The sequence below is a fragment of the Streptomyces sp. NWU339 genome, from assembly GCF_003143855.1.
Lineage (GTDB): Bacteria > Actinomycetota > Actinomycetes > Streptomycetales > Streptomycetaceae > Streptomyces.
Genome location: NZ_QFRK01000006.1, coordinates 121,372 through 134,064, shown reverse-complemented (window position 1 = coordinate 134,064; position 12,693 = coordinate 121,372). Strand labels below are relative to the sequence as shown.

At 71.8% G+C, this 12,693-nt stretch carries 9 protein-coding genes and 1 pseudogene; 5 read left to right on the top strand and 5 right to left on the bottom strand.

The annotated features are described in order from the left end of the window. Positions 1-50: 50 nt before the first annotated feature. Positions 51-1,076 (top strand): ATP-dependent 6-phosphofructokinase, encoded by a 1,026-nt coding sequence (locus DIZ27_RS09960; RefSeq protein WP_109377977.1) that lies wholly within the window; start codon positions 51-53, stop codon positions 1,074-1,076. 95 nt (positions 1,077-1,171) lie between these two features. On the opposite strand, the pseudogene DIZ27_RS46935 reads toward DIZ27_RS09960, so the two are convergent. The 3 genes and pseudogenes from DIZ27_RS46935 to DIZ27_RS09945 form a co-directional block, all read right to left on the bottom strand. Beyond that, a pseudogene (locus DIZ27_RS46935) lies at positions 1,172-1,281 on the bottom strand (carbohydrate ABC transporter permease); the annotation flags it as partial. A 97-nt stretch (positions 1,282-1,378) separates the two neighbouring features. Further along, a complete protein-coding gene (locus DIZ27_RS09950) occupies positions 1,379-2,062 on the bottom strand; it encodes a response regulator (RefSeq protein WP_109377976.1) in 684 nt (227 codons plus the stop codon). Next, the gene (locus DIZ27_RS09945; protein WP_109377975.1) at positions 2,059-3,729 is read right to left on the bottom strand and encodes a sensor histidine kinase; all 1,671 of its coding nucleotides are present in this window, start codon (positions 3,727-3,729) and stop codon (positions 2,059-2,061) included. The genes DIZ27_RS09950 and DIZ27_RS09945 overlap by 4 nt, the downstream gene beginning before the upstream one ends. A 156-nt stretch (positions 3,730-3,885) precedes the next feature. Between DIZ27_RS09945 and DIZ27_RS09940 the strand changes: the two genes are divergently transcribed. The 4 genes from DIZ27_RS09940 (at position 3,886) to DIZ27_RS09925 (ending at position 8,585) form a co-directional block, all read left to right on the top strand. After that, entirely contained in the window at positions 3,886-5,277 is a 1,392-nt protein-coding gene (locus DIZ27_RS09940) for a cation:dicarboxylate symporter family transporter (RefSeq protein ID WP_109378098.1), read from the top strand. 134 nt (positions 5,278-5,411) lie between these two features. Continuing rightward, positions 5,412-5,840, top strand: coding sequence for a MerR family transcriptional regulator (locus DIZ27_RS09935; protein WP_109377974.1), 429 nt, complete (start codon positions 5,412-5,414; stop codon positions 5,838-5,840). A gap of 14 nt (positions 5,841-5,854) precedes the next feature. Then, positions 5,855-6,169, top strand: coding sequence for a co-chaperone YbbN (locus tag DIZ27_RS09930; protein ID WP_109377973.1), 315 nt, complete (start codon positions 5,855-5,857; stop codon positions 6,167-6,169). A 133-nt stretch (positions 6,170-6,302) separates the two neighbouring features. Further along, the gene (locus DIZ27_RS09925; protein WP_109377972.1) at positions 6,303-8,585 is read left to right on the top strand and encodes an AAA family ATPase; all 2,283 of its coding nucleotides are present in this window, start codon (positions 6,303-6,305) and stop codon (positions 8,583-8,585) included. A gap of 15 nt (positions 8,586-8,600) precedes the next feature. On the opposite strand, the gene glgB is transcribed toward DIZ27_RS09925, so the two are convergent. Continuing rightward, complete coding sequence (glgB, locus tag DIZ27_RS09920) at positions 8,601-11,150, bottom strand: 1,4-alpha-glucan branching enzyme (RefSeq protein ID WP_109377971.1); 2,550 nt, start codon at positions 11,148-11,150, stop codon at positions 8,601-8,603. 60 nt (positions 11,151-11,210) lie between these two features. Beyond that, positions 11,211-12,653 (bottom strand): maltokinase, encoded by a 1,443-nt coding sequence (locus DIZ27_RS09915; RefSeq protein ID WP_109377970.1) that lies wholly within the window; start codon positions 12,651-12,653, stop codon positions 11,211-11,213. Between the last annotated feature and the right edge of the window lie 40 nt (positions 12,654-12,693).

The window sequence follows — 12,693 nt, the reverse complement described above, 5'->3', positions numbered from 1 at the left end:
AATCGAAGGTGGCTCACCGGGATACAAAGCGACCAGGAGACGACAACACGATGCGTATCGGAGTTCTCACCGCAGGCGGCGACTGCCCCGGCCTGAACGCCGTGATCCGGTCGGTTGTGCACCGAGCGGTCGACAACTACGGCGACGAGGTCATCGGCTTCGAGGACGGCTACGCGGGCCTGCTCGACGGCCACTACCGGACCCTCGACCTCAACGCGGTCAGCGGCATCCTGGCCCGCGGCGGCACCATCCTCGGTTCCTCCCGGCTGGAGCGCGACCGGCTCCGCGAGGCCTGCGAGAACGCCTCCGACATGATCCGCGACTTCGGCATCGACGCGCTCATCCCGATCGGCGGCGAGGGCACGCTCACCGCCGCCCGCATGCTGTCGGACGCGGGACTGCCGGTGGTCGGCGTCCCGAAGACGATCGACAACGACATCTCCTCCACCGACCGCACCTTCGGCTTCGACACCGCCGTCGGCGTCGCCACCGAGGCGATGGACCGGCTGAAGACCACCGCCGAGTCCCACCAGCGGGTGATGGTCGTCGAGGTCATGGGCCGGCACGCGGGCTGGATCGCCCTGGAGTCCGGCATGGCCGCCGGCGCCCACGGCATCTGCCTGCCCGAGCGGGCCTTCGACCCGGCCCAGCTGGTCAAGATGGTCGAGGCGCGCTTCGCCCGCGGCAAGAAGTTCGCGGTGATCTGCGTCGCCGAGGGCGCCCACCCCGCCGACGGCACCATGGACTACGGCAAGGGCGAGATCGACAAGTTCGGCCACGAGCGCTTCCAGGGCATCGGCACGGCACTGGCCGGTGAACTGGAGCGGCGCCTCGGCAAGGAGGCCAGGCCGGTCATCCTCGGCCACATCCAGCGCGGTGGCACGCCGACCGCGTACGACAGGGTGCTCGCCACCCGCTTCGGCTGGCACGCGGTGGAGGCCGCGCACCAGGGGCGGTTCGGCCGGATGACCGCGCTGCGCGGCACCGACATCGTGATGGTCCCGCTCGCGGAGGCCGTCACCGAACTGAAGACGGTCCCGCAGGACCGCATGGACGAGGCCGAGTCGGTCTTCTGACCGGCCCCGGCGGTCGGGGAGAAGACGTGCGCGGGCCCACCCGCGCCGGCCCCGGCCGCCTCGCCCTCACCCCTCGACCACCCCGCCCGGCGCGAAACCGGGACCATCAACGCGGTGGTCGGCGGACTCGGCGCGAAGAGGATCGTCAGCGGGAACGGCCGGTTGAGCCGGAGCGGAAACGGGAGAGCGGACAGGCCGCGAGCGCCCGCACCGCCCGGGCCGGCGGGAGGCACGGCTGGACGCGCGGTGCGAGGCGCGGGGCAGGCGCCGTACTCGGTGAAGGCTTTGTGTGCCTCAGCACCTCACCGCCCCGTCACCCACCGGTACTGCAACTCCGGTCGTCCCACGGTCCCGTACTGCGGGCGCCGGGCCGCGCGGCCCGCGTCCACCAGGTGTTCCAGGTAGCGGCGGGCGGTGATGCGGGAGATGCCCACCGCCTCCGCCACCCCGCTCGCGGTCAGGCCCTCACCGGCGTCACGCAGGGCCACCGTCACCCGCTCCAGGGTCGGTGCGCTCAGCCCCTTGGGCAGGGCGGCCGGCCCGGGGGCGCGCAGGGTGGCCAGCGCGCGGTCCACCTCGGCCTGGCCGCTGGCCTCGCCCACGGCCGCGCGGAACTCGGCGTACCGCACCAGGCGGTCCCGCAGCGTCGCGAAGGTGAACGGTTTCAGCACGTACTGGACGACGCCCAGCGACACCCCCTCGCGCACCACCGCGAGGTCCCGTGCCGACGTCACCGCGACGACGTCCGCGTGGTGTCCGGCCGTCCGCAGCGAGCGGGCCAGCTGCAGTCCGTGCACATCGGGCAGATGCAGGTCGAGGAGGAGCAGGTCGACGGAGGTGCGTTCCAGCGCCCGGCGGGCCTCGGCGCCCGTCGTCGCCTTGCCCACCGCGACGAATCCCGGCACCCGGCCGACGTACATCACATGGGCGTCGGCGGCGACCGGGTCGTCCTCCACCACCAGGACACGGATGGGTCTGTCGGTCATGCCCCGCCTCCCGTGCCGGAGCCGACGCCCTCCGCGTCCGCACCGCTACCGGCCGTGACCCCGTCGGCGGCCCGCAGCGGGAGCAGTACCTCGAAGCAGGCGCCGCCTTCCTCCGCCGAGGTCACCGACAGCGTGCCGCCGTGCCGGTGCACCACCTGCCGTACCAGCGCCAGCCCCAGCCCACGGCCGTCCGGCCCCGACGGCTTGGTCGTGAAGCCCCGCTGGAAGACCGCCTCGGTGTGGTCCGGGGCCACGCCCGGGCCGGTGTCGGACACCCGCAGGATCAGCTCCGCGCCCGCGTCGGTGAGGGCCGTGACCGTCACCCGGGCACTGAGGCCGCCCTGAGCCGCGTCCACCGCGTTGTCGATCAGGTTGCCCAGGACGGTGACCAGGTCGCGGGCGGGCAGGCTGTCCGGCAGCAGCCCGTCGTCCAGCCGGCTGGCCGGCGATACCACCAGCTCCACGCCCCGCTCGTGGGCCTGGGCCGTCTTGCCCAGCAGCAGTGCGGCCAGCACCGGCTCGCCCACCGCCGCCACCACCTGGTCGGTGAGCGCCTGGGCGAGTTCCAGCTCGGCGGTCGCGAAGTCCACCGCCTCCTCGGCCCGGTCCAGCTCGATCAGCGAGACGACGGTGTGCAGCCGGTTCGCCGCCTCGTGCGCCTGCGAGCGCAGTGCCTGCGTGAAGCCCCGCTCCGAGTCCAGCTCGCCCATCAGCGACTGGAGCTCGGTCACATCGCGCAGGGTCACCACCGAACCGCGCCGTTCACCGCCCGACACCGGTGAGGTGTTCACGACCAGCACCCGGTCCGCGGTGAGATGCACCTCGTCCACCCGGGGCTCCGAGGCGAGCAGCGCGCCCGTCAGCGGTGTCGGGAGGCTGAGCTCCGCGACCGACCTGCCCACCACGTCCTCCTCAGGAGCCACACCCAGCAGCTCCCTGCCACCGTCGTTGATCAGCGCCACCCTGTACTGCCCGTCCAGCATCAGCAGCCCCTCGCGCACGGCGTGCAGCGCGGCCTGATGGTAGTCGTGCATGTGGCTGAGCTCCCTCGCGTTCATCCCGTGGGTGTGCCGGCGCAGGCGGGCGTTGATGACGTACGTGCCGATCGCGCCCAGTCCGAGCGCACCGGTCGCGACGGTGAGCAGGGCCGTCAGCTGGGCCTGCGCGCGCTGGCTGATCTCGTCGACCCGGATGCCCGCGCTGACCAGGCCGACGATCCGGTCGCCGTCCCGGACCGGGGTGACCGCGCGGACGGACGGACCGAGGGTGCCGGTGTAGGTCTCGGTGAACGTCCGGCCCTCCAGGGCGGGCGCGGTGTGGCCGCGGAAGGGCAGGCCGAGCTGGTCCGGGTCGGGGTGGGTCCAGCGGATGCCCTGCGGATTCATGATCGTGACGAAGTCGACGTCGGTGTCGCGCACCACCGCCAGCGCGTACGGCTGGAGCGTGGCCGAGGGATCGGAGGTACGGATCGACTCGCGCACCGACGGGGAGTCGGCCACCGAGAGGGCCACGGCCCGTGCCTGGTGGCTCGCCGCCTCCTCGGCCTGGCCGCGGTCGCTGAAGTAGCTGAACAGCGCGTATCCCACCACGAGGACCGCTATCAGCACCGCCTGCATGGCGAAGAGCTGGCCCGCGAGGCTGCGGGGTCGGGGGAGGGCGATGCGCATTCCGACAGTCTGCCTGCCGTGTAGGCATGAACTAAATGAACGGAAGGGTGACCGCGCTCACAAGACGGGACATAGTCACGGCGTTCCCCGAAATCTCATCCCCCGGACGTGAGCCGCACGCCGGTCGATGCCGACGACGTCATCAAGGAGGCCGCCGTGACCAGCACCACCGATACGGCACCTGCCGCTCCCAAAGTGAAGCGGGACCGCACGCACTATCTCTACATCGCGGTGATCATCGCGGTCGCCCTCGGTATCGCCGTCGGTCTGACAGTCCCCGACTTCGCGGTCGAGCTGAAGCCGATCGGCACCGGCTTCGTGAGCCTGATCAAGATGATGATCTCGCCGATCATCTTCTGCACCATCGTGCTGGGCATCGGCTCCGTGCGGAAGGCCGCCAAGGTCGGCGCCGTCGGCGGTATCGCCATGGTCTACTTCCTGATCATGTCGCTGGTCGCGCTCGGCATCGGCCTGGTCGTCGGCAACATCCTGGACCCCGGCACGGGTCTCGCGGTCACCGACGCGGTCAAGGAGACCGGTCAGGCCCAGGTCGACACGGAGGCCAAGGACACCACCGAGTTCCTGCTCGGCATCATCCCGACCACGATCGTGTCCGCCTTCACCCAGGGCGAGGTCCTGCAGACCCTGCTGGTCGCCCTGCTGTGCGGCTTCGCGCTGCAGGCCATGGGCAACGCCGGCCAGCCGGTCCTGCGCGGCATCGAGCACATCCAGCGGCTGGTCTTCCGGGTCCTCGCCATGATCATGTGGGCCGCCCCGGTCGGTGCGTTCGGCGCCATGGCCGCGGTCACCGGCTCGGCGGGCCTGGACGCGCTGAAGAGCCTCGCGGTGCTGATGCTCGGCTTCTACATCACCTGTGCGCTGTTCATCTTCGTGGTGCTCGGCGCGCTGCTGCGGATCGTCGCGGGCCTGAACGTCCTGAGCCTGTTCAAGTACCTGGGCCGTGAGTTCCTGCTGATCCTGTCCACCTCCTCGTCCGAGTCGGCGCTGCCGCGGCTCATCGCGAAGATGGAGCACGTGGGCGTCAGCAAGCCGGTGGTCGGCATCACCGTCCCGACCGGTTACTCCTTCAACCTCGACGGCACCATGATCTACATGACCATGGCCTCGCTGTTCATCGCCGACGCCCTGGGCACGCCGATGTCGATGGGCGAGCAGGTCACGCTGCTGCTCTTCCTGCTGGTCGCCTCCAAGGGCGCCGCCGGTGTCTCCGGTGCCGGCCTGGCGACGCTGGCCGGTGGTCTGCAGTCGCACAAGCCGGCCCTGGTGGACGGCATCGGCCTGATCGTCGGCATCGACCGCCTGATGAGCGAGGCCCGCGCCCTGACCAACTTCGCGGGCAACGCGGTCGCCACGGTGCTGATCGGCACCTGGACCAAGGAGATCGACAAGGAGCGGGTGAACCAGGTCCTCTCCGGGGCCATCCCCTTCGACGAGACCACCCTGCTGGACGACCACGACGGCACCGGCCCCGCCGACCGTGCCGAGGCCCCCGCAGCGGGCGGCGAGAAGGAACTCGCCAAGGCCTGACGCGCACAGCCCTCCCGGGCTTCCCCCGCCGCCGAGCGGCCGGACTCCTTCCCCCGTGAGCCCGGCCGCTCGGCCCTTTCGCCGCCCCGCCCGGTCTTGCCCTGACGCCGACGTCAAGGCGTACGTTCACCGGTATGCGAATCGGCGAGCTGGCCGCACGCGCCGGAACCACCACACGGACGCTGCGGTACTACGAGTCGCGGGGACTGCTGCCCGCGCGGCGTACGGACAACAACCACCGGACGTACGACGAGAACGACCTCAAGCTGCTGCGGCAGATCCGGACGCTCCAGGACTTCGGGTTCGAGCTGGAGGAGACCCGGCCGTTCGTGGAGTGTCTGCGGGCCGGGCACCCCGAGGGCGACTCGTGCCCCGCGTCGCTCGCGGTCTACCGGCGCAAGCTGGACGAACTCGACGCGCTCATCGGCGAGCTGCAGACCGTACGGGCGAGCGTCGGGGAGCAACTGGCCCGGGCGGAGAGGGCGCGCGACGAGCTGGCGGCCGACGCTGCGGTTCCGGGGGGTCCGGAACCGGTGTGCGAACTCGGAGGGCGGCACGGATGAGCAGGGCGAAAGGCGTGAGGGAAGTGACTGACGCGGACTTCGCGACGGAGGTGATCGGAGCCGAGCTGCCGGTGCTGGTGGAGTTCACCGCCGACTGGTGTCCGCCGTGCCGGCAGATGGTGCCGGTGCTGAGCGCGCTCGCCGCCGAGCAGGGCGAGCGGCTGAAGGTCGTGCAGCTGAACGTGGACGCCAACCCGGCGACCACCAACGCGTACAAGGTGCTGTCGATGCCGACGTTCATGGTGTTCCGGGGCGGGGAGCCGCTGCGGTCGATGGTGGGCGCCAGGCCCAAGCGGCGGCTGCTGGAGGAACTGGCCGAGGTGATCTGAGCCGCCGTCCCGCGCCGGTACCGGACACGGGAAAACCCCCGGGTAATTGCGCCCGGGGGTTTTCGTTGCGTATATTCATTGACTTGCGACTTCAATTGCGGCAAGTCACAGTGAAGTTCAGTAGGCACAGTGTATCCGGGCGGGAGCGGAATTGTCAAACAGCGAATTTCCGGACCATGAATTCCGACAGGAACAGGAATTCATCGACGGACTGTACGCACGGGTGGACGCCCTGCGCGGCGACACCGAGGTGTCCGTCACGGACGCGCTCGGCCAGGGCGACACGCCCATGCAGGCCAGGCTGGAGCGGGACATCCTCGTCGCCGAGCGGTCCGGGCTGCTCGCCGCGCTGAACGCGGTGGACGGCTCCCTCTGCTTCGGCCGGATCGACCTCTCCAGTGGCGACACCCACCACATCGGCCGTATCGGTCTGCGCGCCGACGACGAGGAGCGCACCCCCGTCCTGATCGACTGGCGCGCCGACGTCGCCCGCCCCTTCTACCTGGCCACCGGCCACACCCCGATGGGCCTCAGGCGCCGCCGGCACATCACCAGCGAGGGACGCCGGGTCACCGCCCTGCACGACGAGATCCTCGACCTCGGCGACGAGACCCGCACCGGCCACGAGGACCCGACCGGCGACGCCGTGCTGCTCGCCGCGCTCAACTCCGCGCGCACCGGCCGCATGGGCGACATCGTGCGCACCATCCAGGCCGACCAGGACCGCATCATCCGGGCCCCGCACCGGGGCGTGCTGGTGGTCGAGGGCGGCCCCGGCACCGGCAAGACCGCGGTCGCCCTGCACCGCGCCGCCTACCTCCTCTACGAGTACCGCGAACTGCTGGCCCGCCGCGCCGTCCTGATCGTCGGACCCAACCCGGCGTTCCTCGGCTACATCGGAGAGGTGCTGCCCAGCCTCGGCGAGACCGGGGTGCTCCTCTCGACCGTCGGCGAGCTGTTCCCCGGCGTGCGGGCCACCAGGGCGGACACCCCCGAGGCCGCCGCCGTGAAGGGCCGGGCGGACATGGCGGACGTCCTCGCCGAGGTCGTCCGCGGTCGGCAGGCGCTGCCCGACCCGGTGATCACCATCGAGCACGACCGCGAGATCCTGATGCTCGACGACGGTCTGGTGCGGGTCGCCCGGGAACGCACCCGCGCCGCCAAGCTGCCGCACAACGCGTCCCGCGAGTACTTCGAGGGCCACATCCTCAACACGCTCACCGACATGGTCGCCGAACGCATCGGCACCGACCCCTACGACGGCTCCAATCTGCTCGACCCCAGCGACATCACCCAGATCCGCGACGAACTCGCCGAGAACCCCGAGGTGTGGTCCGCCGTCGACCGGTTGTGGCCCCTGCTCACCCCGCAGCGGCTGGTCGCCGACTTCCTCGCCGAGCCCGAGGACTTCCTGCCCGCCGAGGACGCCGCCGCGATCCGCCGCCCGGTGACCAGGCACTGGACCGTCGCCGACGTGCCGCTGCTCGACGAGGCCGCCGAACTCCTCGGCGAGGACGACCGGCCGGCGCGGGAACGGGCCGACCGCGAGCGGCGCACGCAGATCGCCTACGCGCAGGGCGTACTGGACGTGTCGTACGCCTCCCGGACCTTCGAGTTCGAGGACAAGGAGGAGGACGACCCCGAGTCCTCCGAGGTGCTGTCCGCGCACGACATCATCGACGCCGAGCGCTTCGCCGAGCGGCACGAGGAGGACGACCACCGCAGCGCCGCCGAACGGGCCGCCGCGGACCGCACCTGGGCGTTCGGGCACATCATCGTCGACGAGGCGCAGGAGCTGTCGCCGATGGCCTGGCGGCTGCTGATGCGGCGCAGCCCGACCCGCTCGATGACCCTGGTCGGAGACCCCGCGCAGACGTCGGAGGCGGGCGGTGTCGGCTCCTGGGAGGACATCCTCGCCCCGTACGTCGAGGACCGCTGGGAGCACACCCGGCTCGGCGTCAACTACCGCACCCCGGCCGAGATCATGGACGTCGCGGCGGCCGTGGTCCGCGCCGAGCACCCCGGCTTCGAGCCGCCCGGTTCGGTCCGCTCCACCGGCGTACGCCCCTGGGCCCGCGCCACCGACGACCTGCCCGGCGCCGTCGCCGAGGCCGTCGCGGAACTCGGCGGACCACAGGAAGGCCGGCTCGCCGTCGTCGCCCCGCGAGAGCTGCACCGCGCGCTGGCCGCCCGGCTGGACGGGGTCACGGCCGGCGCCGAGCCCGATCTGACGCACGGCGTGGTCCTGCTCGACCCGCGGCAGGCCAAGGGGCTGGAGTTCGACTCCGTCCTCGTGGTCGAGCCAGGGCGCTACGGCACCAGCGACCTGTACGTGGCACTGACCCGCGCCACCCAGCGGCTCGGCGTCCTGCACACCGAGCCGCTGCCGAAGCCGCTGGCCGACGCCCTGGTGTAGCGCACCCGTCAGGGCTCAGGCCGGGCGCAGCCACACCGTCGCCAGGGGCGGCAGGGTCAGCCGGATGCTCGCCGGGAAGCCGTGCCGTCCCTGCGGCTCCGGCTTGACCGGGTCCGGCCGGCCCACGTCGCTGCCGCCGTAGCGGGCCGCGTCGGTGTTCAGGACCTCGTGCCAGGCGGGCACGTCGTCGGGGACACCGATGCGGTACTCGTGCCGGACGACGGGGGCGAAGTGGGACACCGCGAGCAGCGGGGAGCCGTCGGAGTCGTACCGCAGGAACGCCAGCACGTTGTCCTCGGCGTCCTCGTCCGTGTGCCCGGCCACCCACCGGAAACCGGAGGGCTCGGTGTCGCACCGCCACAGCGCGGGGGTGCGCCCGTACTCGGTGTTGAGGTCGCGCACCAGATCGCGCACCCCGCGGTGGTCGGCCTCCGCGCCGTAGGCCGGATCCAGCAGCCACCAGTCCGGGCCGTGTGCCTCCGACCACTCGGCGCCCTGTGCGAACTCCTGCCCCATGAAAAGCAGTTGCTTGCCCGGGTGGGCCCACATGAAGCCGAGGTAGGCGCGCAGGTCGGCGCGCTGCTGCCACCAGTCGCCGGGCATCTTCGACACCAGGGACCGCTTGCCGTGCACGACCTCGTCGTGCGAGATCGGCAGCACGTAGTTCTCGCTGTAGGCGTACACCATCGAGAACGTCATCTCGCCGTGGTGGTACCGGCGGTGGACCGGTTCGTGGCTCATGTACCGGAGCGAGTCGTGCATCCAGCCCATGTTCCACTTCAGCCCGAAACCGAGCCCGCCGAAACCGCTCGGGCCCCCGTGGTGGGTGGCCCGGGTGACCCCGTCCCAGGCCGTGGACTCCTCCGCGATCGTCACCACCCCCGGCACCCTGCGGTACACCGTCGCGTTCATCTCCTGGAGGAACGCCACCGCGTCCAGGTTCTCCCGGCCGCCGTGCTCGTTCGGCGTCCACTGGCCGGGCTCGCGCGAGTAGTCGAGGTACAGCATCGAGGCGACGGCGTCCACCCGCAGCCCGTCGATGTGGAACTCCTCGCACCAGTACACGGCGTTGGCGACCAGGAAGTTGCGCACCTCGCGCCGCCCGAAGTCGAACTCCAGGGTCCCCCAGTCGGGATGGGCGGCCCGCAGCGGATCCTCGTGCTCGTACAGCGGCCGTCCGTCGAACTCGGCCAGCGCCCACTCGTCGCGCGGGAAGTGCGCCGGCACCCAGTCCATCAGCACCCCGATGCCCGCCCGGTGCAGCGAGTCCACCAGGTACCTGAAGTCGTCCGGGGTGCCGAGCCGGGCCGTGGGCGCGTAGAAACCCGTGACCTGGTAGCCCCAGGACGGACCGTAGGGATGCTCGGCGACCGGCATCAGCTCGACATGGGTGAACCCGAGGTCCTTGACGTACGCGGGGAGCTGCTCGGCGAGTTGACGGTACGTCAAGCCAGGTCGCCACGACGGTAGGTGAACCTCGTACACCGAGAACGGGCCCTGGTGCGTGGGTACTTCGGCACGGCGCTCCAGCCACCGCGCGTCACCCCACTCGTACCGCGAGGACGTGACGATGGACGAGGTGGCCGGCGGGACCTCCGTGCGGCGCGCCATCGGGTCGGCGCGCAGGGTCCGCGAACCGTCGGGGCGGGTGATCTCGAACTTGTACAGCTCGCCCTCGCCGACCTCCGGCACGAACAGCTCCCACACCCCGGACGAGCCCAGCGACCGCATCGGGTGCCCGGTGCCGTCCCAGAAGTTGAACCCGCCCGTCACCCGCACCCCGCGCGCGTTCGGCGCCCACACGGTGAAGCGGGTGCCGCTCACGCCCTGATGGGTCATGGGGTGTGCGCCGAGCGCCGTCCACAGCTCCTCGTGCCGCCCCTCGCCGATCAGGTGCAGGTCGAACTCGCCGAGCGCGGGCAGCAGACGGTACGCGTCCTCGATCTCCCGCACCGTCCCCTCGTACGTCACGAGCAGCCGGTACGCCGGGATCTCTTGGAACGGGAGCAGTGTCGAGAAGAACCCGTCCCCGTCGTCGTGCAGGTCGACGGTGAGGCCCCCGGACACCACGGACACGGCCCGGGCGTACGGCTTGAACGTCCGGAACACGACCCCGCCGGGCACCGGGTGCGCGCCGAGCACGGAGTGCGGGGCGTGATGCGTGCCGTTCAGCAGCCGCTCCCGGTCGTCGGCGCCCACGGCGGGGGAGACCGCGATCTCCGGCTCGGGCGGCGCGGACCGCCCGACGGCCGGGGGACTGCCGACGGCCTGCCGCGCCTTGGTCTTCCGCGCCCCGGCCTTCTTCGTTCCCGCCCTCTTCGTTCCGGCGTTCCTCGTCCCGGGTTTCTTCTCGGCGGCCTTCGCCGCCCCGGCTTTCTCGGCCCCGGCCTTCTTCGCGACGGCCTTCTTCGCAGAGGTCTTCTTGACCCCGGTCTTCTTCGCGGCGGCGGCCCGCTTCACCGTGGTGTCTTTCTGCACGGTGGCCTTCTTCACCGTGGTCTTCCGGGGCATCTGCTCGGCCGGCTGCTCCGGATGCGAACCGCTGGAATCGGGACGGGGGGTCACGGACGGAGCCTCCTGGTCGACGTGCGGGGCGGACGGAAGTGAATCGTGTGGATCACCGGATCACCCTGGTCCGGGTTCGGCGAGCCGGCGTACGGCGGCCATCGGGACCCGCAGCCACTCCGGGCGGTGCCGGGCCTCGTACAGCACCTCGTAGACGGCCTTGTCCGTCTCGTACGCGCGCAGCAGCACCGGATCGGTGCGCGGGTCCCGGCCCGCGGTCTCCGCGTAGCCGGAGCAGTACGCCGCACGGCACCGCACGGCCCAGTCCGGCTGCGGCGGGTCCGCGGAACGTGCCGCGTAGTCGAAGGACCGCAGCATCCCGGCCACGTCCCGTACCACGGGCTGCGGCATCCGCCGCTCGGCCAGCGGCCGTGCCGGTTCGCCCTCGAAGTCGATCAGCGACCACTCCCCGGCCGGGGACCGCAGGCACTGGCCGAGGTGCAGATCGCCGTGCACACGCTGGGCGGTCCAGGTCTGCCCCTCGGCGGCCAGGTCGTCCAGCGCCGTGTACGCGGTGCCCAGTCCGTCCGCGTACGGCCGCAGCGCGGGCACCGCCTGCACCGCCGCCCCCAGCCGCTCGGCCATACCGGCGACCATGCGCCGCAGCCGGCTCCGGCCCAGGGTGACCGTCGGCAGCGCGCGGGCCAGCGCGGTGTGCACCTCGGCGGTGGCCCGCCCCAGCGCCCGTGCCTCGGCGACGAATTCCTCGCCCTTGGCCAGCTCCCGCAGCGCCAGCTCCCAGCCGTCCGTCGCGCCCCGCACGAAGGGCTGGAGCACACCCAGCACATACGGCTCGGGTGCGGCCGGCGCCCCGGCGGCACCACGACCGCCGGTGGCGCCGGGGCCGTCAGGATCTGCCACCAGCCAGGCCGTGGGCGGGGGCACCCGGGGGCAGCCCTCGCGGGCCAGCGCCAGCGGCAGCTCCAGGTCGGGGTTGCTCCCGGGCACGATCCGGCGCAACAGCTTCAGAATGAACGTATCTCCATAGACGACGGACGAGTTCGACTGCTCGACGGTCATCAGTCGCGGCACCAGACCGGACGCGATCTCCTGCCCCGGGTCCCGCTCGAAGCGCAGCCCGCCGATCCGGGCCCGGGAGCGCAGGGCCTCCAGGAGCAGTTCGGCGGGCCGGGTGTCGTACAGGGCCTCGTACACCGTCCGCCCGGCCAGCGGGCCCTGACTCAGGTGCCCGATCAACGCGGGTGCGAGCCTGGGCGGCAGTGCCTCGCGCACGCCCAGCAGCAGCTGGTAGCAGTCGCCGGGGCGGTCGGCCCCGCCCGGGGCGGACAGGGCGGGCTGGTGGGCGCGGACGAGCAGGTGGTACAGGCCCAGCCTGGCGCTGGGCGGAAGTAACTCGGTGGCCGCGACCAGGGTGAACCCGGTGACCGGGCGCCCCTTGCCCGCGAACCAGCGTTGCCGCGGCAGCCACTGCCTCAGCAGTGGATCCAGTGACGCAAGGAGGCCGGGCGGGGGTGCGACCGTACGTATGACGGCTTCCGACATTTCAGTCGCGTCCTTTCCCCGGATCGTCGGGGTGTTACTG

What these genes read in the sequence shown, in the direction of transcription:
- DIZ27_RS09915 (WP_109377970.1), bottom strand. Translation starts at nt 12,653, where the DNA reads ATGTCGGAAGCCGTCATACGTACGGTCGCACCCCCGCCCGGCCTCCTT.
- DIZ27_RS09950 (WP_109377976.1), bottom strand. Translation starts at nt 2,062, where the DNA reads ATGACCGACAGACCCATCCGTGTCCTGGTGGTGGAGGACGACCCGGTC.
- DIZ27_RS09960 (WP_109377977.1), top strand. Translation starts at nt 51, where the DNA reads ATGCGTATCGGAGTTCTCACCGCAGGCGGCGACTGCCCCGGCCTGAAC.
- DIZ27_RS09945 (WP_109377975.1), bottom strand. Translation starts at nt 3,729, where the DNA reads ATGCGCATCGCCCTCCCCCGACCCCGCAGCCTCGCGGGCCAGCTCTTC.
- DIZ27_RS09935 (WP_109377974.1), top strand. Translation starts at nt 5,412, where the DNA reads ATGCGAATCGGCGAGCTGGCCGCACGCGCCGGAACCACCACACGGACG.